General features: G+C 38.3%; 23 protein-coding genes. 7 read left to right on the top strand and 16 right to left on the bottom strand.

Annotated features, from left to right (window positions below; translation table 11 throughout):
• Window positions 1-64: 64 nt before the first annotated feature.
• From FEE95_RS14955 to FEE95_RS14930, 6 genes are all read right to left on the bottom strand, one after another.
• Window positions 65-712: an SCO family protein gene (locus FEE95_RS14955; RefSeq protein ID WP_138658807.1), complete on the bottom strand. Its 648-nt coding sequence runs from the start codon at window positions 710-712 to the stop codon at window positions 65-67.
• Window positions 712-2,436, bottom strand: a complete 1,725-nt coding sequence (locus FEE95_RS14950; RefSeq protein WP_138658806.1) for a tetratricopeptide repeat protein — start codon at window positions 2,434-2,436, stop codon at window positions 712-714. Before FEE95_RS14950 ends, FEE95_RS14955 begins: the two co-directional genes overlap by 1 nt.
• 11 nt (window positions 2,437-2,447) lie before the next feature.
• The gene (locus FEE95_RS14945; protein ID WP_171037057.1) at window positions 2,448-4,115 is read right to left on the bottom strand and encodes a tetratricopeptide repeat protein; all 1,668 of its coding nucleotides are present in this window, start codon (window positions 4,113-4,115) and stop codon (window positions 2,448-2,450) included.
• A 321-nt stretch (window positions 4,116-4,436) separates the two neighbouring features.
• The gene (locus tag FEE95_RS14940; protein WP_138658805.1) at window positions 4,437-5,099 is read right to left on the bottom strand and encodes a DUF2306 domain-containing protein; all 663 of its coding nucleotides are present in this window, start codon (window positions 5,097-5,099) and stop codon (window positions 4,437-4,439) included.
• Window positions 5,100-5,203: 104 nt separating this feature from the next.
• Window positions 5,204-6,481, bottom strand: coding sequence for an aminotransferase class V-fold PLP-dependent enzyme (locus tag FEE95_RS14935; protein ID WP_138658804.1), 1,278 nt, complete (start codon window positions 6,479-6,481; stop codon window positions 5,204-5,206).
• A 28-nt stretch (window positions 6,482-6,509) separates the two neighbouring features.
• Window positions 6,510-6,947: a PaaI family thioesterase gene (locus FEE95_RS14930; protein ID WP_138658803.1), complete on the bottom strand. Its 438-nt coding sequence runs from the start codon at window positions 6,945-6,947 to the stop codon at window positions 6,510-6,512.
• Window positions 6,948-7,052: 105 nt separating this feature from the next.
• On the opposite strand from FEE95_RS14930, the gene FEE95_RS14925 reads away from it, so the two are divergent.
• On the top strand, window positions 7,053-7,979 hold the full coding sequence (locus tag FEE95_RS14925) for a 3-keto-disaccharide hydrolase (RefSeq protein WP_138658802.1): 927 nt from the start codon (window positions 7,053-7,055) through the stop codon (window positions 7,977-7,979).
• A gap of 16 nt (window positions 7,980-7,995) precedes the next feature.
• Here FEE95_RS14925 and FEE95_RS14920 read toward each other — a convergent pair whose 3' ends face one another.
• Window positions 7,996-8,859: a DUF5694 domain-containing protein gene (locus FEE95_RS14920; RefSeq protein WP_171037056.1), complete on the bottom strand. Its 864-nt coding sequence runs from the start codon at window positions 8,857-8,859 to the stop codon at window positions 7,996-7,998.
• Between the two features lie 132 nt (window positions 8,860-8,991).
• On the bottom strand, window positions 8,992-10,131 hold the full coding sequence (locus FEE95_RS14915; protein WP_238474592.1) for a DUF819 family protein: 1,140 nt from the start codon (window positions 10,129-10,131) through the stop codon (window positions 8,992-8,994).
• Between the two features lie 200 nt (window positions 10,132-10,331).
• Between FEE95_RS14915 and FEE95_RS14910 the strand changes: the two genes are divergently transcribed.
• A complete protein-coding gene (locus FEE95_RS14910; protein WP_138658801.1) occupies window positions 10,332-11,381 on the top strand; it encodes a DUF6340 family protein in 1,050 nt (349 codons plus the stop codon).
• Window positions 11,382-11,542: 161 nt separating this feature from the next.
• The gene (locus FEE95_RS14905; protein WP_138658800.1) at window positions 11,543-11,968 is read left to right on the top strand and encodes a hypothetical protein; all 426 of its coding nucleotides are present in this window, start codon (window positions 11,543-11,545) and stop codon (window positions 11,966-11,968) included.
• Between the two features lie 15 nt (window positions 11,969-11,983).
• On the opposite strand, the gene FEE95_RS14900 is transcribed toward FEE95_RS14905, so the two are convergent.
• A complete protein-coding gene (locus tag FEE95_RS14900) occupies window positions 11,984-12,922 on the bottom strand; it encodes a hypothetical protein (protein ID WP_138658799.1) in 939 nt (312 codons plus the stop codon).
• Window positions 12,923-12,978: 56 nt separating this feature from the next.
• Entirely contained in the window at window positions 12,979-14,673 is a 1,695-nt protein-coding gene (gene ggt / locus FEE95_RS14895) for a gamma-glutamyltransferase (RefSeq protein WP_138658798.1), read from the bottom strand.
• A gap of 234 nt (window positions 14,674-14,907) precedes the next feature.
• On the opposite strand from ggt, the gene FEE95_RS14890 reads away from it, so the two are divergent.
• Window positions 14,908-15,513 (top strand): trimeric intracellular cation channel family protein, encoded by a 606-nt coding sequence (locus tag FEE95_RS14890; RefSeq protein ID WP_138658797.1) that lies wholly within the window; start codon window positions 14,908-14,910, stop codon window positions 15,511-15,513.
• Window positions 15,514-15,560: 47 nt separating this feature from the next.
• Here the strand turns inward: FEE95_RS14890 and FEE95_RS14885 are convergent, their stop codons facing one another.
• On the bottom strand, window positions 15,561-16,277 hold the full coding sequence (locus FEE95_RS14885) for a peptidylprolyl isomerase (RefSeq protein ID WP_138658796.1): 717 nt from the start codon (window positions 16,275-16,277) through the stop codon (window positions 15,561-15,563).
• Here FEE95_RS14885 and FEE95_RS14880 point away from each other — a divergent pair.
• Window positions 16,276-16,917 (top strand): NUDIX hydrolase, encoded by a 642-nt coding sequence (locus FEE95_RS14880; RefSeq protein WP_138658795.1) that lies wholly within the window; start codon window positions 16,276-16,278, stop codon window positions 16,915-16,917. The two genes, FEE95_RS14885 and FEE95_RS14880, sit on opposite strands and share 2 nt — an antisense overlap.
• A 50-nt stretch (window positions 16,918-16,967) precedes the next feature.
• On the top strand, window positions 16,968-17,777 hold the full coding sequence (locus FEE95_RS14875) for a lysophospholipid acyltransferase family protein (RefSeq protein WP_138658794.1): 810 nt from the start codon (window positions 16,968-16,970) through the stop codon (window positions 17,775-17,777).
• On the opposite strand, the gene FEE95_RS14870 is transcribed toward FEE95_RS14875, so the two are convergent.
• The 5 genes from FEE95_RS14870 to FEE95_RS14850 form a co-directional block, all read right to left on the bottom strand.
• On the bottom strand, window positions 17,774-18,427 hold the full coding sequence (locus tag FEE95_RS14870) for a hypothetical protein (protein WP_138659197.1): 654 nt from the start codon (window positions 18,425-18,427) through the stop codon (window positions 17,774-17,776). The two genes, FEE95_RS14875 and FEE95_RS14870, sit on opposite strands and share 4 nt — an antisense overlap.
• A 7-nt stretch (window positions 18,428-18,434) precedes the next feature.
• Window positions 18,435-18,929: an RNA polymerase sigma factor gene (locus FEE95_RS14865; protein ID WP_138658793.1), complete on the bottom strand. Its 495-nt coding sequence runs from the start codon at window positions 18,927-18,929 to the stop codon at window positions 18,435-18,437.
• Window positions 18,930-19,079: 150 nt separating this feature from the next.
• On the bottom strand, window positions 19,080-20,507 hold the full coding sequence (locus FEE95_RS14860) for an amidohydrolase (RefSeq protein WP_138658792.1): 1,428 nt from the start codon (window positions 20,505-20,507) through the stop codon (window positions 19,080-19,082).
• 22 nt (window positions 20,508-20,529) lie between these two features.
• On the bottom strand, window positions 20,530-21,345 hold the full coding sequence (locus FEE95_RS14855) for a carcinine hydrolase/isopenicillin-N N-acyltransferase family protein (protein ID WP_171037055.1): 816 nt from the start codon (window positions 21,343-21,345) through the stop codon (window positions 20,530-20,532).
• Window positions 21,346-21,408: 63 nt separating this feature from the next.
• On the bottom strand, window positions 21,409-23,103 hold the full coding sequence (locus FEE95_RS14850) for a glycoside hydrolase family 13 protein (RefSeq protein ID WP_238474590.1): 1,695 nt from the start codon (window positions 23,101-23,103) through the stop codon (window positions 21,409-21,411).
• Between the two features lie 252 nt (window positions 23,104-23,355).
• Here FEE95_RS14850 and FEE95_RS14845 point away from each other — a divergent pair, with 252 nt between their 5' ends.
• Window positions 23,356-23,856 carry a hypothetical protein gene (locus tag FEE95_RS14845; protein ID WP_138658790.1) on the top strand — a complete coding sequence of 167 codons (501 nt, stop codon included), beginning with the start codon at window positions 23,356-23,358 and terminating at the stop codon, window positions 23,854-23,856.
• Window positions 23,857-23,858: the final 2 nt, after the last annotated feature.

Genomic DNA, 23,858 nt, shown 5'->3' with positions numbered 1-23,858 from the left:
ATTTAGCTAATGAAGATACTGAATTTTTTAGTTTTAAAATAGAATAAAACTACCTGTAGAAAGTCTATAATAAACTTTTCAAATCCTGAGTCAAACGGGTCATTTCTTCATTTTTAGTGCCATCATAAACCCCTCTAATACGCTTTTGTTTATCAATCAATATAAAATTTGGGGTATGTATAAAATCCTGAAGTCCGCCATCTCCTTCATTTACAACAGCAAAATAACTTTTGCGTGCTAGGTTGTAAATATGTTTTTTGTCTCCTGTTGTGATATTCCATTTGCCATCAATGACACCATGCTTTTCGGCATAGTCTTTTATAATGGGAATACTATCCAATTTTGGCGTGACTGATACCGAGAGAAACATCACATCGGCCTCATCAAGGAATGTGCTTTGTAGTTTCTCCATATTATTTGACATAATAGGGCAAATACTCGGACATCTTGTAAAAAAGAAGTCGGTTACATAAATTTTACCATCATAATCTTCTTGGGTAATTGTATCCCCATTTTGGTTACGAAGTTCAAAATCGGACACAGAATGGTCGCCCATCTCATTATGCAAACTAACATCAACCAGCTCTGAATTAAAATCTGAGGGATTAAAAACTGGCAACTCGGACTTCGCGTTAAACAAAAGAAGAACCACGGCAATTGAGAAAGCTATCAAGATTGCCACATATAGAACGGACTTATTAAATTGCTTCATTATAAAACGGAGTTGCTAATCTCAATATCAGCATGTTCCCAAGCTTTGTCAAATTCTGCTTTTATTTCTTGGGCTTCTTTTAGTTTGCCTTGGGCTTTTAAGCTATTGTGAAGTCCCATTAAAGACCATCCGTTTTGACGGAGAATTGCTAAATCTTCTTTGAATATTTTTTCAGCTTCTTTAAATTTTTCAGCTTTCATTAAAACCGCACCTAAATTCTGGCGTGTCGGGATGTGCCATGCAGCGGGCTCCGTATAAGTCAGCGCATCTTCAAATGCAACCGCTTTTTGCAAATGAGTAATGGCTTCCGAAATCTCGCCCCTTGCTGCCGCCAGTTCACCAGACACAATTTCGTAAGCTATATTGGCTGAATGAATAGAAGCATTATTTGCAGTAGCGACCAGAGTTTCCAGCTCTGGGTCATTTTTTAATGTTTCAATGGCATCTAGTTCTTCTTGAGCATCCTTAAGATTTCCTTTTCGGATAAATGCTATTCCACGGGCATAGTGACGAATGAGGTTTAAATGTTTGATATCTCGACTTGGTGCGGGGATAGTCAAAATTTCATTCCATTTACCAAAGCGTGTATACGCCAATAAGGGCGTAGCAGAAAAATCCTGTAAGAATGGAAGCGTTACCAGTTCTCCCGTGGGTACCTTTTCTGCCGTTTTCTTGGCAGCATCAATAGCAATATCACTCGCGCCAAGCAAACTTGCCGAAGACCAAAGAAAATGAATATTATGCGGATAGTAGGCAAGTGGATAAAGTCCCTGTGCAAAGCATTGTGCGATATAATCCTCATCCGCTTGAATGGCGACTTGATTTACTTTAACGGCATCTAAATAGCGACCCACCCGAATATAAATATGCGACGGCATGTGAACAATATGACCTGCGCCTGGCATCAACGTGACTAATTTATCAGCACTGGCAACACCCATATCGGGATAAGGTAATTCTACCATATGAATGTAATAGTGATGCCCTCCTGGGTTTTCCGGTTCAAGTGCCATTGCAGTTTCCAGGGCAGCCTTCGCTTCTTTTATATTTGGAGACGGATTTCCATCGGTATCCCAATAATTCCACGGTACGGTATTCATAACCGAAGCAGCATATAATATCTGAATATTTGCATCTTTCGGATACTTTTTGACCACCTTGGCCATAGCGTGCATATAGGCCAAATTAAGTTCTGATACATCTGCATTCAAATCCTCGCTATATCTTGCAGCTAATGCTTTGATAAGCGCCTCTTCTTTTGGGCTCGATTTGGCTGCTAATTTGTTTGCCATGACCATTGCCTCTTTGATTTTGCCTTTGCGTTCGTCATCAGGTAAAGGGTCATTGATATTAGGACCTAGTGCAAATGCCTGTCCCCAATATGACATGGCCGAATTTGGGTCTAATCTTGCTGCTTCCATAAACGAGCGATGTCCCTCAGCATGATTAAATGCATAGGATAATTTTACACCTTGGTCAAAAAATGCTTGAGCCCTTTCATTCTTTGTGGAAATAGGAAAGTGTAGGTTGCCTAAATTATTGAAAAGTGGTGAAATCTGTTGGGTGGTATCGACAACATCCAGCAGAAACTTTGTGGGCGTGCATTTGATAAAACTAAAGGAAGCTTTTCCATAATCTTTATTTCCATTAGAATCTTTAGTTATAAAATGAACTAACATAAGGAGAGATGCCCCTAATGTTAAAAGACTGATTTTGGTTTTCATGATGTTCTATATTAAGATTGATGTATGAACTTCTTTGCCTCGGCAACTTCAGGTCGTTTACTATTCGAATCCTTTGTTAATTCAATCAGTTGGTTAAAGTAGTGATTTGCTTTTTCTTGGTTACCGGATTGCTTTGCGGCTATTGCCGCACCATAAATGCCATTGAAGCGATTCGGGCGTCTTTGAAGGTTTAGCTCGTATGCATCTAATGCCTGTTGAGGTTTGTTCATGGTCAATAACATATCAGCAAAAAGCTCATCGGCAGGTACCACCTCTCCTGGAGTTACGGGATGTTTTGATGTTATACTTTCCATGATAACGGCGGTTTCCATTAATGATAGCGCCTCTTCTTTATTTCCTTTTGCCAGTGCTAACCAGCCTTCCGCCATTTTAATCTGTATACCGACCTGATTGGCTTTGTACGCATCATTCATTTCAATTAACTCATTTTGAAATGATTTTAAAGTGTTTAGTTCATTTTCTGCGGCATCGAGGTCTTTGGTATGTATGGCCCCCATAGCGCGGGTAAAGTGTAAAATACTCTTTTGCCACGGGAATGATTCCCAAGCCAACCCTAGATTTTTAGGCAATTCTATTGCTGCCGCTTCTTCCCAATTCTTATTCTCTATGGCAATACGTGCAGGGATAGCAGCAGCGGTATAGGCAATTTTAAAATTAGGAGGGAAAACTTCTTCAAACGATTTTAAATAATTGTACTGCTCTAGCGCATTTTCATTATCTCCAATCTGGAGATAAGAATACACCAAATATCCCATAGCGTGAACTTCTTCATCCCAATGTGCTCCGGGTGCAATACTTTCCGCGTAGCAGGTCGCCGAGGAGGCAGAGCTGATATTGGTATTAATAGATTCTTCCCAAAGTCCTAATCGCGTAAAGATATGCGAGGGCATATGCTGGGCATGGGCCGAATTCGGAGCAATTTCGGCATATCTTCGCGCGGTAGTCAAACCTAATTCAGCTAATTCCGGATAGTCATACGAATGAATGATATAATGGGCAATTCCTGGGTGATTGGGTTCTTTTTCAAATAACACTTCTAATATTTGACCAGCCTCTCGTTGTATTTTATAGGTTTTATCTGTGGGTACGGCCGATGCTCGAAGTGCTAAGGCATAAAACACCGCTACTTCAGTATCATCAGAATTAGCATTATACATTACCCCCATTTTTTTGGCATAGCGCTCTTTCCTCGTCTGGTTGTCTACGGTTTCCCAATCTTCGTAAAAAGCTCCAATGGCACCCAAATATTGCTCAGCTTTTTTTGATTTTGGAAGTTTCGCAGCAACTTCAAGTAATTTGCTACCTTTTTCCAGGACCGTGTTTGGAGGTGGGGCCCACAAACCATGATAAATACTCATAGCCACGCCCCAATAGGCCATGGCACATTCTGGGTCTTGGTCGATAACCTGAACAAAAGCTTTTTCGGCTTCCGTATATTCAAAGGAATGCAATAGCGCAATAGCAAGGTTGAAAGTAACTCTAGTTTCGTAAGAACAAGATTCAGAAAAACTAACATCTCCGAATTGTCCGTTTCCACAAAGTTGTAAATCACCTCTTAGTAAGTTCAAAGATGCTAATGCTGGATTTTGTTTCTGGTCTTTGCATCCCAAAAATGAAATGAAAACTAAGAGGAACATACTTTTTGAAATTGAAGTCATAGAATTGGTTTTAGTTATTGATTCAATCAGCATTGCATGCTATTAAGATACCATGGAATACTATTACCATATCATGAACTACCTTTTCAGAAAGAGGGGAGTTAGTCCTAGGGACTATGGGTAAACCAAGTTATAGTTGATTTAATCTTGTGAATATACTAAGTGCTAACTAATTATGAGACTTATCTGTGTAGAAGGGATAAAAGAAAGGTTAATCCGAGTATTTATCTGTGTAGATGGCAGAATTAAGAAAAACATATCCAAGCTCTTCCTTCTAAATTATTTATAATGTCGGATGAAACTTTATTTAAAAAGTGATTCCTAAGAAGTTTTTCGAGCACCAATTTTCCCTTCGGTTTTCCTTCGCCAATAAATGATATAAATCGTACCAATTACTGAAGGTAGTACCCAAGCCGTAATCGTCCACAATTTGAGTCCAGCTACAATGAACGCAGTTATAGAAGCAATCATACCAGCAATCATATGTGTTAAGTGTGTTAGTAACCAAGCTACTTTTTTCTGCTTGAAATTTTTATAGAACAAGAAGTTTTTGATGGTTAAGAAAAGACCTAATCCCCCAAAAACCATATACAGCACATTATCCGGTACCGATGCGAATAGGCCATAGATTCCGTAACCTAACATAAAAAAAGAGAATACCATCATAGCAGTAGAGATACCCAAATCAATAGAATGTGCTTTGAGCTTTTTTCGATTTTTGAAAGTAAGTGCCCGCTGCCCTATTAAAACCAAATAGATTGTAAATAAGGAAATAAGGAACAGGAATAAACTTTCATGACCAGGCATCCAAGCAATAGGTAGGATGATAAGGCAACTTGTTATCATTGAAAGGGAAAAAATCTTACCCATGCGCTTATGAAGTTTTCCTCCTTTTTTTACAGCCATGCTTCCAATGCCAGTTATTAGGCCAAGGCCTCCAAAAAATGCGTGAATGTAAATGCCAATAGTAATGATTTGTTCCATGGTTGGTTTCTTAGTTACAGTGCAAAAATCGAACTATACTGGAGAATTTAGAATTTTATATTACCGAACTGTCATTTTTGATAGATGGAAAGTTATTCTAGAAATTATTCTGAAATTGTTTCCAAAGCATTTATTAGAGTATCAATCTGGTTTTTGGTAATGAAAATGGCAAAAGAAAGGCGAACTGCATTGAGTCCAAATTTACTCATAGGACGACTATCGATGCCATATTCGTCAAAAAGACGATTCTTTACCTCCTGCACATTTTTACCTAGAACTTCTACCACTTGAATTCCCGCGGAAAGGGAATCCAATTCGGGAGTTTTTAAAACCAATTTTTCGTTGTCTTTAATCTTATCCCTGAAATAATGTTTCAGTTCATAAGTGCGGTCATGTATTTTTTGCGCACCGATGGCATTTCGATAATCTAGGGCTGCCCCGAGACCTAAAACTTCTGGAAGATTTCTGGTATTGTAATTTTCCAATCTTCGGATGCTCGTATCTTCATAGCCACGGGCGACAATGAGTGGTTTTAGGTGTTTTTGACTGTCTTGCCTGGCATAAAAGACACCAACGCCTTTGGGAGAAAACAACCACTTATGGGCACTTACGGTATAGAAATCACAGCCAATATCTTTTAAATCAATATTGAACATGCCGGTACCTTGTGCACCATCAACAGCAACTAGTATTCCCTTTTCATGAGCCAGTTCAGTCACCTCTTTTATGGGAAGTATCATACCATTCGTATTGACCAAATGGCAGATAGAAATCACCCTGGTTTTTGATGTTATCGCCTTTCGATATACGTCGACAACTTCCTCAACACTTTTGGGCAAAATTGGTAGGGTAGGAGTGACGATTTTAACACCTTTTGATTGCTGCCAATATTTCCAAGGATTTAACGCACTGGTATGCTCGTGGTCCGCGGAAATGATTTCGTCTCCTGGTTGCAAATCCATACTACTGGCGATGAGGTTCATACCTTCCGTAGTATTATGAATCAATGCAATTTCTTCTTCGGAGACGGAGAATAAGTCAGCAGTTTTTTGACGGACTTCCTCAATTTCATCCTTCCATCCACCCCACATATATTTTGAAGGGAAATCATCTAAAGTATTCTGAAAGTTTATCGTTGCCTGACGAATCGGTTTCGGACAAGCTCCAAGCGAACCGTTATTGAAATAAGTAAGACCTTCAGCAAAATGGAACTGCGATTGTATGGTTTTCCAATAGGTCTCGGAAATATCATCGGACTGTAAATCAGTTAGAGCAGAACGTAAAGGTGTGGTGGCTTGCCCCCAAATTTGTGTGGGAGTGGCTAGAGCACCCGCTGCTCCTATACTTAGGGTTTTTAGAAATTTTCTTCGGTTGTCAGTCATGTTTTAAAGATATCGAAAACTGCCAACTTTATTTCCTATCCGTATCGATTTTAATAAGATTCGAATGCCCCATAGCAATCATTCTTGAGCGATCTGCATTCCAAATTTCACAGTTTGTATTAATAATCTGATTGCCATTTTTGGTGATAGAAGCAACTGCAATAATAGTTTCTCCTGCTTTAGCTGAAGCAAAATAATCCACAGCTAAGTTTACTGTAGTATAGAAATTTGGTTTTCCTAAGGAGAACACCGTTGCGCCAACGGCATCATCAATGATAGCTGCTGTTGTACCTCCGTGTAAAATACCCATGGGGTTGGTCATCTCCTCACGAATCACATAGGAAAATTCAAGTTTGCCTGCTTCGGCGCTTAACAATGTTGGATTAAGCCAACGCATTAAGGGCGAAATGGACTTTGAAGAATCTTGACCAACTAAGGACTCAAACATCTCAAGGGATTTGTTCATTTTTCTAGCTTAAGAATTTGTCGCATAAAAGTAGTTTTTTTTCGTTGGATGAGTTCGTTATATTTGGATATACAACTTGATTTAACAACAATTTAGAACATACTTATGAAAATCAAATTTCTATTTACGATTACAAGTTTTCTATTGACCATATTTTTTGTTCATGCTCAAGATGCAAAGGCCTTGGAGGGCGCATGGAATCTTACCATCACTGAGGATGGAAAAGAGGAACCAGCATGGTTAGAAATCAGTCATTCTGGAAACAATACCTTGGTTGGTCGTTTTTGCTATAAATTCGGTAGTGCGAGACCAGTCGCTGAGGTAGAAGTGAATGAAGGAAAATTCAGTTTCTCAATCCCGAAACAATGGGAACCAGCAGGTTTTGACATGCAAATTATAGGAATGCAAGATGGTGACGGACTAAAAGGAACGATGATATATACGGACGGAAAAGTTTACCCTTGGGTAGCTTCTCGTTCGCCTAAACTCCCATACAATGAAAATCCAAAATGGGGCAAAGACAGAAAACTTTTCAATGGAAAGGATTTAACAGGATGGACGGCCATGGGCGAAAACCAATGGGTAGTTGAAGATGGCGTTTTAAAAAGCTCAAAGTCCGGCGCTAATTTGGTGACAGATGAGAAGTTCACGGATTTTAAACTTCATGTGGAATTCAAATATCCAAAGGATAGTAACAGTGGAATTTACCTTCGTGGGCGTTATGAAGTTCAAGTCGCAGATAACGTGGGTTTGGAGCCCTCTAGCATTCTTTTTGGTGGTATCTACGGATTACTTACACCTAATGAAATGGTAGCTAAACCAGCTGGAGAATGGCAAGAATATGATATTACTTTAATTGGGCGACGAGTAACTATAGTTGCCAATGGAAAAACCATTATCCAAAATCAAAATATTCCGGGGATGACCGGTGGGGCATTGGACAATGATGAAGCTGCTCCCGGACCACTTTTAATACAAGGTGATCATGGCCCGGTTGAATTACGAAACATCATGATTACACCGATAAAGTAGTATTTATGAAAAGCTATTATAAGTAGTCCATCACATCTACCAGTTCATATTTGGGGCTTCTCCCCATAAATTCACCTAGAAAAGCCGTATGACTTCCTCCCGATAGTATGAATACCCGATCTTTTATAGTCATTGGTATTCGGTTGAGGTTAGAATAGATTCTTAAGTTTCGCTGGTAATATTTGGCAGCTTCGTCGGCACCTTCGAAACCATTTTCTGATCCAGCGAATGCCAGCATATCGGCATTGACATTAATCAAGAAATCTAAAAATTTTGGATTATTATATAATTTCAGCTTTTCCAATAGGGATAGTTCGTCATGGTTGACATTTATCTCTGAGTGAAAAGCAAAAGGGTTTTTATAGTAGTTATTATAGGTTGTGGAATCAATAGTATTCTCGATTTCTTGGCCAATGTTATAATTGTATCCCATTTTATGATCTATTCCGTATATGGACTCCAAATTACTTAAACGTCCTACTTCAAAAGCTACCATTCCTACTTCACCATAATATGTGGATACTTTTGAAGGATTGGTTAAATATGCCTTGTATTCTTGGTCAAGTTCTTCATTTTTACCCCACGGCACTTCAACACATATGATGGTCGGTTTGAATTCGGAAATTAGCTGCGCTATTTTTTTGGCGTCATTTTGATTCTTCTTGTCATTCTCATCAAAATCAACGCTAGTTGCATCAGATGTAGCACCCATATGAATATGAAATGTGGCAAAATTCAAAACTTGCACTTTTTCGACAACATCTGTGCTGTCGATTAAAGTAATTGGGATTTCAGTTCGAAGTGATTCTGATGAATTGGAATCAATTTCCTTACAGCCCAGAAAAAGCAAGATCAGTAGCAGGAGAATATGTGTTTTCATAAAGTTGTCTTTTTAAGTAGACGCACTTTGTTTGGCGATTGTTACTGAATTCAATTGTTTTTTTAGAAATCGACCTAATTCTGACACCTATAATGAACCCAGGGAATCATATTTAATGTGCGTTATAGATATTCACAAAAGCCCAACTATTAAAAACCCGAGATAAGTGCCAAGGGCATTACCTAAAGTTCCGACCAGAATTCCTGGGAGTATGAGTTCTTTTCTTTTAAAGGATTCCGCTAGGGCAATGGCACTGCTACTTCCTCCAATATTGGCCTGACTGGCGATAGCGACCATTTCCCAATCACGAAATGAAATTCCGCCGAGTAGAATAATTACAACACCATGAATCAAAACTGCCAAAGAGGTGAATAAAAACAAGGTCCATCCAACTTCTTTAAGCTCAACCACGGCACTAATCTCGCAGTAGGCTCCGATAACTGCTAGAAATAAGAATATCAAATACAGGCCTAGCGTATGGCTTCCTTTAAGATTGGAAATCAAAGGGATTTGCGCCAATAAAAGTCCCAGAGTAGATAAAATCAGTATAAAGGGGACATCAGGTAACAACAATCCTATCAATTCGGAAATATAAAAGGCAGCTATTCCTAAAAACAGCAACCACATGAATGAAGTGAAATCCATCTTATCTTCTTCTTCCTCGTCATTAGTCTCATTAGTTACTTTGGATTCAATCTTTTTATCTTTCCAGAAGGTTCTCAAAACCACTGGAAATAATATGTTAATGATAATCCATGTAGCAGTGACAACGTTGTCTACGGCAATAGTACCGGCATACAAGGCTCCCTGTTCCTGAAAATTATACTCCAATGCTACGGCGTTGAAGTTGACGCTTCCCCCAGTATAGGTACCTGTTAGCATTCCTGCAATAATATTAGCATTTTCACCAAGTACATCTTGAGGAGTAATAAGATACCATGCTGCCAGAATGCCCAAAACCGTTGCCAGAGAACCAATTAAAAATAAAACAATCATAGGTGCTCCTGCCTTCTTGATGGATTGTAAGTTCACATTCAACAACAAATAAAAGATGGATATCGGTGCCAAATAGGTAAAGATTCCATTGTACAAGGGAATACTATTTGAAGCTGAAGGAATGAGTTTAAGGTTCGCTAAAGCGGCGGTAAAAAGAATAACAAGCAAAGCTGCGCCCAATTTCCCGCCAAGCTTGGTTTTACCGGCATACCTTGCCAAAATGACCATTAAACATAATACTGCGAGAACATAAACGGGATTTTCGATAAAGGTCATTGGCTAAAGATAGGAAAGTAGGTTTTGATATTAAAAACCGTAAACAGGTAGGACTGTTTGTTTCTAGGATTCTAGTAAATAAAAACTGCATTTTAAAAGCTGTTTTGATACAATAATTGCACAAATTATCTGTTTGGTAATAAGCGCGTTAGCTAAAAAAACACAGGCTCGCCAATTATAACCCTAAGACCCCACGTCCTATGAAAACTTTAAACCAACTATTTGGGTTTGCATGCATTGGCCTTTTATTGGCTTCTTGTAGTGCTACAAACCAATTGACAATGAGTGCCGTTGAACCAGCTCCGGTACATATCGCTTCAGATGTACAACACATCGGTATCATTAACCGAAGTCTTCCTGCCGAAGGAAATCACGGTATCGATACTATTGATAAAATATTGACCGCGGAAGGAAAAAATCTTGATAAGCATGGTGCAGAAGCATCCTTAGCTTCGGTAAAGTCTGAATTGGAACGTTTACAGCGTTTTGATAAAGTAGCTATTTTAGAAGACCTTCCTGAAGTTAGAAAGGGTTTGGGTGTATTACCAGCAGCCTTGACTTGGGATCAAGTAGATAAAATTTGCGAGGAGCATGACGTAGATGTTTTGTTCTCTTTGGCATACTATGACACGAATACTAAAGCTTCCGTACAAGCTACTGAGATGGAGATACCAAATCCGGTAGGAATAAAAGCTAAGGTGCCAGCTGTTTCGTTAACACTTCGTACCCAAATTCAAAATGGATGGAGAATATATGACCCTGCAACAAAGGAAATTTTGGATGAATATTCGTTCAATAATAACTTAGTGAATAGCGGACAAGGGATTAATCCAATGAAAGCGGTTAAAGCAATTATGAATCGCAAAGAAGCTGTTGTTGAAACCAGTAGTCATATTGGTGATTATTATGCAAGACGTATCACGCCTCAGTCTCGGAGAGTTACACGCGACTACTTCGTAAAAGGAACGGACAAGTTCGAAATCGCTATGCGAAGAGCCCAAAGTGGTAAATGGGATAGTGCAGCCGAGCTTTGGAAGGAAGAAGTTTCAAACCCAGATGGAAAGATTGCGGGTCGTGCATGTTACAACATGGCGATTATCAATGAAATCAATGGAGATTTGGATAAAGCCTTAGATTGGGCACAACGTTCTTATTCTGATTACGATACAAAGGAAGCTTTACGTTATGTAAATATCTTAAAGTATAGAATGGCTCAAAACAGAGAATTGAAAAGACAGTTAGCAAAATAAGCTTAGGTGAAGGAATATATGAGACGCCAAGCAATTTGCTTGGCGTTTTTTGTTTAAATCCTTCAAATGAAATTCAAGGAATTCTTTGTTAAAATTTGAATTTTAGCGCAACGAGTCTATCAATTTCCCATCTTTGTAAGATAGAATTTAACCGTAACCTTATGAAAACAAAGTTTTTACTTCCGTTTGTAGTCGTTTTATTGTTTGGCTCGAGTTGTGATGATTCGAATGATTCAAATGACACCATATCTGAAGACCCTTTAGCAGGAGTCTGGCATTTGAAAAACGTTAGTGGAGGAATTCAAGGTATTGATTTGGATTATGATCAAGGTGATGTAAGCTGGAATTTTATGATGGATGAAAGCACTTTGGAAGTCGAATCAAACATTCTCACTGATGGTCCTAAAAGTATAAATCAAGGACTTTTAAAAGGTATTTACGCCGTGGAGTTCGACGAACAACAGAGTATTCGAACCTTAGTGATATTGGGTGCTAAATTCCGTGTCTTGGAAATAGATGAAAAGAGTACTTTGGTAATTGATGATGGTGTAGCGGCCGATGGTTTTGTTCGGACCTTTGAAAGATAACTTTACAAATCACAATTACTTTTTGGTAATTTCCTTACCTATTCTACTGTATTCTTCACGAACTGCAGTCGGCATATGTCTAGCTCCGATTGCGTTTACATCATCAAATCCGCTCGGCCAAAAATAGCCGATGATAGCAATGGTCCTAGGTTCTGATTTTGCCAGTTCGAAATAACTTTTCGCAACACTTGCCATTTCGTCAAGGGCTATTCCTCCAAAGTCGCCATGTGCAAAATCTATATAATGTGTGTCCATTATTAAAATCAGATTTTGTTCTTCAGAGAGCTTTGATTTTAGAATATTCAATTCCGAAATAAAAGTGCCATCGTTTTTTGGATCTTTAATAAAATAATGGTCAAATCCTACCCAATCCACAGATGTCGGAATTTGAAAATCGTTTAAAGCCGGATAAGCTTCTACTACCATAACCGTAATATCAGGTATTGTAAGTTTAACATAATCAGAAACCTTTTTTAGTTCTGTAAAGCTAATACCATTCCAGGTAGGCTCTTCACCAACATAGAGTGCTTGAACTAAATCTTGATTCACATATAAGGAGTTGATGCCAAGAAACATATCCCATCGTTCTTGGGCGTCAGTTCTTAGACGATAGTCAGTCCCTGATGGTGCATTAGTGCCTTCTATTTCAAAGAAGAGCTCATGCAGATGAAGAATGCTTTTCATTTGAAGAGACTCCATGGCCTTCATCCTATCCACAATATTGTCCGTTGGGTTTACCACCAAAATATCGGCCATATTCGAGAAGTCGGATACTTCGTCGTTATAATTGTTTTTGGTTTCAGAATCTGTCGGGTCATCCCAATAGGTATCTACAAGTGTGAAACCGAAATATTTGATATGATCAACTGGTGGACTTGAAGGAGTATCCTCAGTAGATTCACAACCGATTAAAAAAAGAAAACCAATTAAGCAAGCTAACAATCTAGGCATCATATGGAGTCAGACGTTGATTTTCAACTAAAGTTACGAAGAATCAAAGATGTCTGGCCTTAGTAACCAACTGCCCCACTATCAGGCTGAGAAGAATCAGAAGCACCCGTAAAAATCTTTTTTTCGGGATCATAGGTAATCCCCATCAAGGCACCCATATTATTTCTTTCCTTTAAGGTATGACCTTTAGCTTCAAGTGACTTTTTAGTGTCTGGGGATAACAAATACTTTTCATAAACAATTTGGTCAGGAAGCCACTGATGGTGAATTTTTAGGGCTTCAATTGCCTTATTTACGGGCATTTCAAATTCCAAAACATTCAATACGGTTTGAAATACGGTATTGATGATAGTTCTACCTCCGGGACTTCCGATTACCAAATAGGGTTTTCCATTTTTCCCAACTATGGTCGGCGTCATACTTGAAAGCATCCTTTTTTCAGGTTCTACAAGATTCGGGGCTGTTCCAATTTGGCCATTACTTTTGGTAATACCCGGTTGTGGGTTAAAATCACCCATTTCATTATTGAATATAAAACCCAATTCTTTGGAACCCATTTGCGAACCAAAACTGTACTCTAAGGTATAGGTCAGTGATACGGCGTTTCCATCTTTATCCATAGTGGAAAGGTGGGTAGTGTTTTCACCATCATAGAGTCTTCCATATTTTGTCGAGTCACTCACTGAAGCTCTTGTCATGTCAATTCCTTGAAATCGCTTTTTTGCAAATTCCTTTGATGTCAACTTGTCCAAAGGGATATTTAAATTAAAATCAGGGTCACCCAAATGCTCAGCGCGGTCTGCAAAGGCTCTGCGCATTGCTTCGGCAACTAAATGTAAATGTTCAGAAGAATTGAATTCCATGGTTTTTAAATCAGCCAGTTCCATTAGATTCATCATTTCCACAAGAGCTACCCCACCCGAACTTGGGGGAGGCATAGAATAGATATCATAGCCTTTGTAGCTTCCTTTTATCGGTTGGCGTTCGATTGCTTCATATTTTGCCAAGTCTTTCTTTGTGATAATACCATCGTTCTTTTTCATAAACGAAGCAATCATTTTGGCAGTTTTTCCTTTGTAAAACCCGTCACGACCTTTATCCCGAATTCGAATTAAGGTTTCTGCTAATTCGGTTTGTTTCCAGATTTCATCGGGTTGGGTTACCCCTCCGCTTTCATTTCTAAAATAACTATCCATAAAAGGGTTCGTATTTCCTTCTTTTGTAAAATAATTGGCAGCGTTGTATAAAGACCAGTTGAAAGCAAAACCATTTTTAGCCTGGTCAATAGCTGGCTGTAACAAATCTTTCCAAGGCAGTTTACCATATTTTTCATGAGCAAGAAACAGCCCGGCAACGGTACCAGGAACACCAATTGCTTTTGCGCTAAAATGATTGATACCATCAATAAGCTTACCTTCTTGGTCCAAGTACATATCATTGGTAGCTGAAAGCGGAGCTTTTTCTCGGAAATCAATAGTTGTGGTCTTTCCTTCGGAGTTCATAAAAACTATAAATCCACCTCCACCAATGTTTCCTGCGGATGGATGGGTAACCGCCAACGAAAATGCCGTAGCAATTGCTGCATCGATTGCATTGCCTCCTTTTTTTAGAATTGCAGCGCCGACTGCAGAAGAACTCTTATCAGAAGAAACTACCATGCCGTTTTTGGAGTGGGTCTGGGCATTGAGGGATGCCGTAAATGCTATTAAAAGGGTTAGGAGTATTGACTTAAGGACTGGTTTTAAGAAGGTCATTTTTGGTTGGTTTAGAGTTCACTTAATAATATAATCTTCTGACGGATGAAGATAGGAATTTAAGATTGATATATTCAACTGTTCATATCATAACCAAAAAATTAAGGGGTTTCCAAATAGGGGTAAACCTTAATTCACAATTACTCTTTAATCTGGATCAGATGCTAAAAAAAGTCAAATTCAAGCTCAAGTATAAAGTTCAAAACTTACTTTTGACCCATTAATTTTTAGTATATGTTTTATCTAACTATCGATATCTTAGGAACCATCGCGTTTGCCATTTCCGGGGTACTTGTCGCCATGGAAAAGAAGCTCGATATATTTGGAGTTTTTATTATTGCTTTTGTTACTGCCATAGGTGGGGGAACCCTACGAGATATTCTTATTGGTGATTTCCCAGTAGTTTGGATGCGGGATTACACCTATATTTTGGTGGTGCTTGGTGCGGTACTATTTGCAGTTCTTTTTGTAAATCAACTTAAATATTTTAGGAAAACACTATTTCTTTTTGATACGATTGGCATTGGACTATTTACTATGGTTGGGGTCGAAAAAGGACTGGCTGCGGATATTTTGCCAATAATGTGTATTGCTTTAGGAACCATTACCGCGTGCTTCGGCGGCGTTATTCGAGATATTCTTTGTAATGAAATTCCAGTAATATTCCGAAAAGAGGTGTATGCCACAGCTTGTATATTAGGAGCAAGCAGTTATTTTCTTTTTCGTCAATTACCAATCAATATTGAATATGCATATATAGGAGCAATCTTGGTAACAATTCTAACCCGGTTAGTGGCGGTAAAATTTAAAATTGCACTTCCGAATATTTACAAGAGATAAATAGGAAGTACTAGGTTTAAAGTAAATAGGACATTACTGCCAACTGATTATTGAATCACCTCGGCTTTTTCAATATAGACATTATTCTGTGGCCAATCTCCTTTGCCCACTTCAACCTTATTGATTTTATCAACTACGTGCATGCCTTGAATTACCTTGCCAAAGGGAGTAAAATCACCATCTAAATGGTAAGAACCAGGTTTGGTAACCACGATAAAGAATTCATAAGGAGACGCCAATTTGTGGGGATTATTAATCTCACTGCTGGGCATAGATAAAGTTCCGCGATGGTGTTTGTAGCCTTTTTTGGAGTCTGGTGGTAACAGGTACCTACCGAGTTTACCTCTTTTTTTTGCAGTCTCATCGTCATCGGAGTTTCCGCCTTGAATGATAAAGTTTTCGACGATGCGATGAAACTGGGTCCCATCAAAATAGCCTTGTCTAGTCAAGAAAATGAAATTGGCCTTATGATACGGTACATTATCATATAGCTGAACGATAAAACTGCCCATGCTCGTGGTCAATTTCACTTTATTATCCTTTAAATCTTTTTGGTAATCGAAGAAAAACTCAATGGAGTTTTCCTCGTTGAGTCTGAATTCTTCTACTTCCTTCTCTTCAGAAGTAATTTCTATGGCGTCAATAGAATCTTGAGCAAGCTTTATTTGTGGTTCTTGCGGTACTTTTATAGTCTTTTCTTCCTTGCATCCTACTAAAAATAATAATAGTATTATTGTATTGAAAGCGACTCTATTAAATGACATGGATTATACTTTTTTTTCAGAACAAGTATCAAAAATAAAAAATCTACCCTTACCAGGGGAGGCTGCCCATTTTAAAATGGCGCACAAGGATAGATTAGAGGAATTAGAGATGGCAAATCCCGAACGCAAACATGCTAAGAAAGCGGGAGTTTTGGCCTTGTTTTATCCTAGAAATAAGAACGTTACGCATTTGTTGTTAATCTTAAGAAAAACTTATAAAGGGGTGCATTCAAATCAAATTGCATTTCCTGGTGGAAAGTTTGAAATGGATGATGCTAATTTAAAGGAAACCGCAATTCGAGAAACGAATGAAGAAGTTGGAGTTCCGATGGAACAAATTTCTATTATTAAAACTTTAAGTAAGGTTTACATACCACCGAGTAATTTTGAGGTACAGCCTTTCATCGGTCTGTACGAAAAACCAAAGCCTTTTGTCAAACAAGAGGAGGAGGTAGAGGCACTAGTTGAGGTATCTTTAGTCGATTTTTTGGATGATGCCAATCTTTTTGAGCAAAGCTTATCTACTTCTTATGCTCAAAATATTATTGTACCCGCCTTTAAATTAAACGGTTATACTGTTTGGGGGGCTACGGCGATGATGTTGAGTGAGGTCAAAGAGCTGCTAAAACAAGTGTTATAAGTAGTAGATTTTGTACATTGCAATTACTCAAAATCACCTCACTACCAAATATGGGCTTATTTAAAGAAAATCCTTTTGGACATATTCTCTTTTTAAAAAAATGGCTTATCCGAATTCTCGGTATAATGACCCATCAGCGTTATAAACGTTTTAATAAACTAGAAATTGAAGGTTCTGAGGTCATACGGAATCTACCGGATGCAAATGTTCTTTTCGTGAGTAATCATCAGACGTATTTTGCAGATGTGGTTGCCATGTTTCATGTATTTAATGCCAGCTTAAAAGGTCGTGATGACTCTATTCGCAACATTGGATATATATGGAATCCAAAGTTAAACATGTATTATATCGCCGCTGCGGAAACCATGAAGAAGAGCTTACTTACTAAAATATTAGCTTATGCAGGCTCTATTAGTGTGGAACGCACCTGGCGTTCAGAGGGTAAAGACATAAACAGAAAAGTGAAGTTTAGCGATATTTCAAATATTGGCAAAGCACTCGAAGATGGATGGGTAATTACATTTCCTCAGGGTACAACCACCCCTTGGAAGCCTTTGCGGAAAGGTACTGCACATATTATTAAGAAGTATAAACCTGTAGTTGTACCAGTGGTTATAGACGGGTTTCGTCGCTCTTTCGATAAAAAGGGACTTCGGGTAAAGAAGAAAGGCATTCTGCAGTCAATGGTAATCAAAGAACCTTTGGAAATTGACTATGAAGATGAGTCGTTTGAATCCATTATTGAGAAGTTAGAGTATGCCATTGAGCAACACCCTTCATTTTTAAAGGTCATATCTGAGAAAGAACTTCTAGCCTACGAAGAAGAGAATGAGGCACGCAGATATAGTGCTAAAAGTTAGACTTCAAGTTTTTTGAGTTCTTTATAATTGTGGTTTAATTTTCGTAGGAGAAAACCATAAATGAGTCGGTAAAACAACCAAATAAAGCCCACGACGAAAAACATACCCAGAACGACAATTACAGCACCAAACAACCAAAATTTTAACTCGCTTCCTTCTTCTCTAATGGTCTGAAAAAGTTTCATCACTTTTTCGTCATGGGTAAACAAATGGTAAATCGTATAAATGGTCACTAAAATTGCCATTATTATGTTATAACCTACGTAGTACTGAACAATTTTTCGGGTTTTTAGAATACTTTCCATTAGTGATTTTACATTGTCTACCACTGAAATACTGCGATATGCCTTATACAAGAAGTAGATGAAAATTAGAATTATTCCGAAAGTAAATATTGTAGAAATGATTATAAAAGTAATCGAAAATGTATCCTCAATGTCACCTAATTTTTCTTGATAAGAATCCATAAAAAATGGAGCGGCATTTAGTACAATCCAAAAAACGAGCTCGATAATACTTATATAAAAAATCCATTTAACAATAGAAGAAGATTTCTTCCATAGCATGGTGTAAATTTCATTGTAAGACAATTTAGGAAGATGCTCCTCCTTTTTCTGCCAATCTTTTTTTAGTAATTCTAATTCGTCCATCATAATCCTACGGATTCAATATGGTTCTTAATTTGTTCTTGATGCGATTCATTTTTACCCTTGCGTTTACTTCGGTAATACCAAGAGTCTCAGATATCTCGCTATAATCTTTGTCTTCCAGATATAGAAAAACTAACGCCTTATCAATGTCCCCTAGCTGTTTTACGGCTTTGTACATCAATTTCAACTGTTGTTCTTCAGTTTCGTCATATTCCTCGGCCTTAATTTTAAAAATAACCGATTCATAATCTTGTGTTTTTATACGTCTTTTCGATTTACGATATAAAGTAATTGCTGTATTCAAAGCAACACGATACATCCATGTGCTGAATTTAGAATCTCCCCTGAATTTGGGGTATGCCTTCCACAATTGTATCGTAATTTCTTGAAACAGATCTTTGTGCGAATCCCTGTCATTCGTATACAATGTACAGACCTTGTGAACAATGTTCTGGTTGTTCTCGAGTTCCGTAACAAATTGATGTTCCAGTTCTTTATTCACGTAACAGGTTGGTAAGATGTTGTTAGGTTAGTAGTATGTTTTTTGGATTTGTTACAAGAAGATTAAAAAAGATCGATTAAAAGTATCCAGTTCAAACTCAAAAAGTTATTCTAGAGTTTGAACTGGATAGATGTGCCTTCTTTTGAACTTCTAATTTCTATAATCCAATGCCGGAGCTCTTTCTCCCAGCAGTGGAATATATTTAAAGTCTGCACCTCGACGTTCTAAGAATTCTGTCTTGGCCTTGGCCACTAGGTCTTTATCTTTAAACAAATCCATAGCCGTAAGTGTTAGTGTTTTAGCAGCTACCATCATTCCTTTTTTTCCTATGGATGTTCCTCCTGCAGCTACGGCTTGCCAACTATGAGCGGGAGTGCCAGGCACCCATGTTGCAGCACCCATACCCACTGTAGGTACTGTAAAACTTACATCACCTACATCGGTAGAACCAAAGGCCCTTGCTTCTGTTTTATACGGTTGTATGTTTTTTGCTTTTGCCAAATCTGCCTGTTTTTGACCCAAACTCACTGCAATTTTATCCGCAAATGCTTTTTCTTCTGGAGTATACTCAAGACCACCGATTTTTGAAAGGTTATCATGCATTAATTTCTGCAAGGTCAGATTTGGAAGTAATTCATGTGTGCCACCGATCATTTCATAATCCATTGTAGTACCAGTGCCTAAAGCCGCACCCTCGGCTGCTTTGACGATACGGTCAAAAATATCGATGACAACATCTCGTTTATTATGCCGCGCATAGTAGTAAACTTCGGCAAAATCCGGCACAACGTTCGGTGCTTTACCACCGTCTGTAATAACATAATGAATACGCGCTTCTTGAATAACATGTTCACGCATCATATTTACCATGGCGTTCATAGCTTCTACTCCGTCTAGCGCTGAACGACCCATTTGTGGTGCTGCAGCGGCGTGAGAAGAAACCCCATAAAATCGAAATTTGGCCGATTTATTGGCTAGAGCTGCACCTGCACTTGCCGCATTTTGCGAGCTAGGATGCCAGTGTAAGGCAACATCGACGTCATCGAAAAGGCCTTCACGAACCATATAAACTTTTCCAGATCCACCTTCCTCGGCGGGAGTACCATAAAAACGAATCGTCCCTTTAGTTTTATTGGCGACCATCCATTCTTTAACGGCAATAGACGCTGCTGTTGAAGCGGTTCCAAAGAGATGATGTCCACAAGCATGGCCCGCTGCCTTTCCTGCCGATTTCTTTTCGGCCACGGCTTCCTGTGAAAGTCCGGGTAGCGCGTCATATTCTCCCATAATACCTATAATTGGACTTCCGCTTCCAAATTCCGCGGTAAATGCGGTAGGAATACCCGCAACTCCGGTTTTTATAGTAAAACCAGCATCACTTAAGGTCTTTTGTAGTAGGGCGGAACTTTTTTCTTCTTGATAACCCATTTCAGCCAAATCCCATATGTTTTGGGCAATAGTGCTATATTTTTCAGTTTGGCTATCTAGTTTTTTAAGGACGTCTTCTTTTTTCTTTTGTGCATTTATTGCCGTAAAGGATAGGATACAACTTAGGCCTAGACATAGTAATTTTTTCATAATAAAAGGAGTTTGTTGGTTGTTATAAGAGTTCTATTTTTCTTTTTTTGGACTTCTGAAATTCGGATTTCAAAACTAGTTTGGTAATTTTAGTATTATCTAATTTATATACCAAAACAAATTCCATATCTGTAATATTGATGAAGGAGGTATATAAAGTACCTCCTGTCTTACCATCCTTATTTTGTTGTGGTACTTGAACGGCTCTAGCCATCGTATTTCCTATGGTTAATAAATCAATCGATGTTTCTTCTTTTTCGAAGCGTTCGATTTCTTTTTGAATTGCATCATATCTAGGGCATGAATGCCCCGCTTTGTTACTATCAGCTAATAGAAAGTTGGTCATTATCAATCGATTGTTAGCAATCTTGATGATTTTTTGCTGTCCGTCTACCCATTCAATAACTGCGGCATTTCCTGTAGCATCGCCGAACATCATATGTGCATTTTTTAGGCCTATTTTCCTTTTTTCAAGATAGGCAATCGCTTCATCAACGGTTGTACAATTCGCAAGAATATCATCCCCTAAGTTTCCTTTTATCTTTTTAAAAGTTTTAGGTATTTTTTGTTCTGGAGTTACTGCGCCATCGAAGAACAATCCTGCTTCATTGACCCCTCCTTGCGCAAAATCTTTCCACCCATACCATAGCCGTGCTAGCCCCTGTTTTGATTTTGGTTCGATTTGTATATAAGCTTTTGTATCGTACCAATAATCTTCATTATTGGCTACATATATTTTTCCTGAAGCGCTATCCACGTAGTAAAGAACTGCACAGGCTTTTGCCGTGTAAATGGAAATGAAAAGGAAGAAGAAAAGAGCAAAAGTCTTTCTTTGCAAAACAATACAATTTTTAAAGTTGATTTAAAGATACTAAAATCAACTAGCTTGATTTACTAAAGTTTAAGATAGCTTATAAATACAGGCTTGGTAGGGCATGAGTTCAAATTGATTGTTTTGATTCGTTGGATAGATTTCATCATTCGAAATCACCAATTCTGCTTTCTCAAAAACTATTTCATTTATGGTTTTGATCTTCTTTTTGGTTGAAAAACTTAATAAAACTAGATAACGCATATTTTCTAAAACTCGAGAATACGCGTATACCTCTTCATCCGATTGCAATAATAGCTGGTACGAGCCATACACTAAAGTTGGATGGTCTTTGCGAACCTGAACCATCTGTCGGAAGTAGTTCAGTACCGAATTCTTTTTCCCTTCTTGCGAGGCAACATTAATACCTTCTTGGTGATTTAAATTTACCTTTAGCCAAGGTTTTGTTTCTGAGAAACCTGCATTTTCGCTCGTATCCCATTGCATAGGGGTACGCGCATTATCTCTACTTGCATCTTTTTCATTTTCTATAAACTTCACAAGATTTCCTCCACGTTGCTCTTCGGTTTTGTATCGGTTGATTGTATTGATATCTTGATACTCCGAAATATTTTCGAAACGGATATTCGTCATTCCGATCTCCTCTCCGTAATAGAAAAAAGGAGTACCTCGCATACTTAATAAAAAGGTTTGTAGCATGGTAGCCGAATTGTACCAATGTGTCCTAGAGTCATTCCCCCAACGACTTACGCTGCGAGGAAAATCATGATTATTAAGAAACATACTTCCCCAGCCTTTCTCAGCAAAAACTGCATCCCAAGCGGAGTGAATTTTTTTGAATTCAGTAAGCTTCCAAGGTTCTTTGGCCATCAAAAAAGGTTCTCCAGCTTCACGATCTAGTTCCATTAAGTCGAAATGAAAAAACATATTAAGTTCTTCCCGGTCTTCATCTACAAATTCCAAGGCCTGCTCAATACTAACTCCTGGCGCCTCTCCAACTGTCATCACGTCGTACTTTTTTAAAACCGACTGATTCATTTCATGTAAATAGTCATGCAATTTTGGGCCATTTGAATAGAAGGGGATGAACTTTCCCTTATAAGATTCAGGTAGTTCAGGAAAATTCATGTCCTTCGAAATGAAAGAGATTACATCCATACGGAAACCGTCAACCCCTTTCTCAAACCAGAACTGCATTAGGTCATAAATTTCTTTACGAACCTCGGGGTTCTCCCAATTTAAGTCTGGTTGCTTTACTGAAAAGTAATGTAAATAATAAGCATCAGTTATTTCCTCGTATTTCCATGCGCTACCTTCAACATCAAAATAACTCCATCTTTTGGGTGGTATACCTTTTTCGGCAGGCCACCAATGGTAATAATCCCTGTAAGGGTTGTCCCTAGACTTTCTTGATTCTTCAAACCATTGATGTTCATCGCTAGTGTGATTTACCACAAGGTCCATGACTAATTTCAAATCACGTTCTTTCATTCCTGCCAAGAGCTCATCAAAGTCGGCCATAGTACCAAACTCTTGCATGATATTCCGATAATCACTGATGTCATAACCATTATCATCATTTGGGGATTCATACACAGGATTTAGCCAAATAATATCTACTCCTAATCCCTTAATGTAATCGAGACGTTTGATAACGCCTTGTATATCTCCAATACCAGTTCCGGTGGTATCTTGAAAACTTCTGGGATAAATTTGATAAACAATACCTTCTTTCCACCAGTGGCGGTTCAAGTCTTTTTTCATGAAAAAATATCTATAGACCCTTAAATATATCATTTAACATTTGGAAAATTGTAGGGTATAAACAGGAAAAAAACACTACAACGTTTGAGGTGAAGAACTTTTCAATAAATTGGGGTCGTAGTTCTTTTTTCATGTTTTAGGGCAAAGGGAAATTGGATAAAAGCTCTCTGGAAGTTAAAATTGTGATAAGGTTTCTTAAATGGAATGGTTTTTACCAGTTTTTGAGCTAAGTTTAATTCAAGATTAACCGACATGAATACTCCCTTTTTCTTTTTTTGCACAATGCTAATGAGTTGGGTGGCCATGGGTCAATCACCCGTTGAAGAACCTCCTTTAGATTCGGCAACAAAATCTAGGTGGGAATATGATGCATTTTCTTATGCTGATTTTGGTACTGATGAAGAGCATTCTTATTTTTCTTTGATGTATAGAATGAATCCAAATTTGTATTCAGAATTACAAGGTTTCTATGATTCTTATTTAAGCGCTGATATCGTTGATTTCTCATATCGAGTTAGATGGTATCCTACTAAAAAAGTCTATTTTTTCTCCGGTGTAGGAGTTCAAATACAAAGGCCCAAGGTAGGCCCCGGATTGCCGGTCGTGCCTGTGAGAGTGATGAATGGAGTCGGATACGAACCTACGAACAGTTTTAGTATTGAAGCGGTTCATTGCCTTAATTTCAATAAAAATGCTGCGGGTCAAAATGCGAGCTCAAGCCTATTTACCTTAAAAGGAAAATATCGTTTCTGATA

Source organism: Maribacter algarum (ex Zhang et al. 2020), assembly GCF_005885635.1.
Classification (GTDB): Bacteria; Bacteroidota; Bacteroidia; order Flavobacteriales; family Flavobacteriaceae; genus Maribacter_C; species Maribacter_C algarum.
Note: the sequence above shows the minus strand (reverse complement) of the source record. Positions and strands in the feature narration are given on the sequence as shown.

Coding starts and splice junctions, on each gene's coding strand:
- FEE95_RS14945 (WP_171037057.1), bottom strand. CDS start 4,115: ATGACTTCAATTTCAAAAAGTATGTTCCTCTTAGTTTTCATTTCATTT.
- FEE95_RS14850 (WP_238474590.1), bottom strand. CDS start 23,103: ATGAAAAAAGACTTGAACCGCCACTGGTGGAAAGAAGGTATTGTTTAT.
- FEE95_RS14955 (WP_138658807.1), bottom strand. CDS start 712: ATGAAGCAATTTAATAAGTCCGTTCTATATGTGGCAATCTTGATAGCT.
- FEE95_RS14870 (WP_138659197.1), bottom strand. CDS start 18,427: ATGGACGAATTAGAATTACTAAAAAAAGATTGGCAGAAAAAGGAGGAG.
- FEE95_RS14880 (WP_138658795.1), top strand. CDS start 16,276: ATGGATTATACTTTTTTTTCAGAACAAGTATCAAAAATAAAAAATCTA.
- FEE95_RS14935 (WP_138658804.1), bottom strand. CDS start 6,481: ATGACTGACAACCGAAGAAAATTTCTAAAAACCCTAAGTATAGGAGCA.
- FEE95_RS14930 (WP_138658803.1), bottom strand. CDS start 6,947: ATGAACAAATCCCTTGAGATGTTTGAGTCCTTAGTTGGTCAAGATTCT.
- FEE95_RS14940 (WP_138658805.1), bottom strand. CDS start 5,099: ATGGAACAAATCATTACTATTGGCATTTACATTCACGCATTTTTTGGA.
- FEE95_RS14920 (WP_171037056.1), bottom strand. CDS start 8,859: ATGAAAACACATATTCTCCTGCTACTGATCTTGCTTTTTCTGGGCTGT.
- FEE95_RS14900 (WP_138658799.1), bottom strand. CDS start 12,922: ATGATGCCTAGATTGTTAGCTTGCTTAATTGGTTTTCTTTTTTTAATC.
- FEE95_RS14875 (WP_138658794.1), top strand. CDS start 16,968: ATGGGCTTATTTAAAGAAAATCCTTTTGGACATATTCTCTTTTTAAAA.
- FEE95_RS14910 (WP_138658801.1), top strand. CDS start 10,332: ATGAAAACTTTAAACCAACTATTTGGGTTTGCATGCATTGGCCTTTTA.
- FEE95_RS14915 (WP_238474592.1), bottom strand. CDS start 10,131: ATGACCTTTATCGAAAATCCCGTTTATGTTCTCGCAGTATTATGTTTA.
- ggt (WP_138658798.1), bottom strand. CDS start 14,673: ATGACCTTCTTAAAACCAGTCCTTAAGTCAATACTCCTAACCCTTTTA.
- FEE95_RS14845 (WP_138658790.1), top strand. CDS start 23,356: ATGAATACTCCCTTTTTCTTTTTTTGCACAATGCTAATGAGTTGGGTG.
- FEE95_RS14950 (WP_138658806.1), bottom strand. CDS start 2,436: ATGAAAACCAAAATCAGTCTTTTAACATTAGGGGCATCTCTCCTTATG.
- FEE95_RS14890 (WP_138658797.1), top strand. CDS start 14,908: ATGTTTTATCTAACTATCGATATCTTAGGAACCATCGCGTTTGCCATT.
- FEE95_RS14925 (WP_138658802.1), top strand. CDS start 7,053: ATGAAAATCAAATTTCTATTTACGATTACAAGTTTTCTATTGACCATA.
- FEE95_RS14885 (WP_138658796.1), bottom strand. CDS start 16,277: ATGTCATTTAATAGAGTCGCTTTCAATACAATAATACTATTATTATTT.
- FEE95_RS14860 (WP_138658792.1), bottom strand. CDS start 20,507: ATGAAAAAATTACTATGTCTAGGCCTAAGTTGTATCCTATCCTTTACG.
- FEE95_RS14905 (WP_138658800.1), top strand. CDS start 11,543: ATGAAAACAAAGTTTTTACTTCCGTTTGTAGTCGTTTTATTGTTTGGC.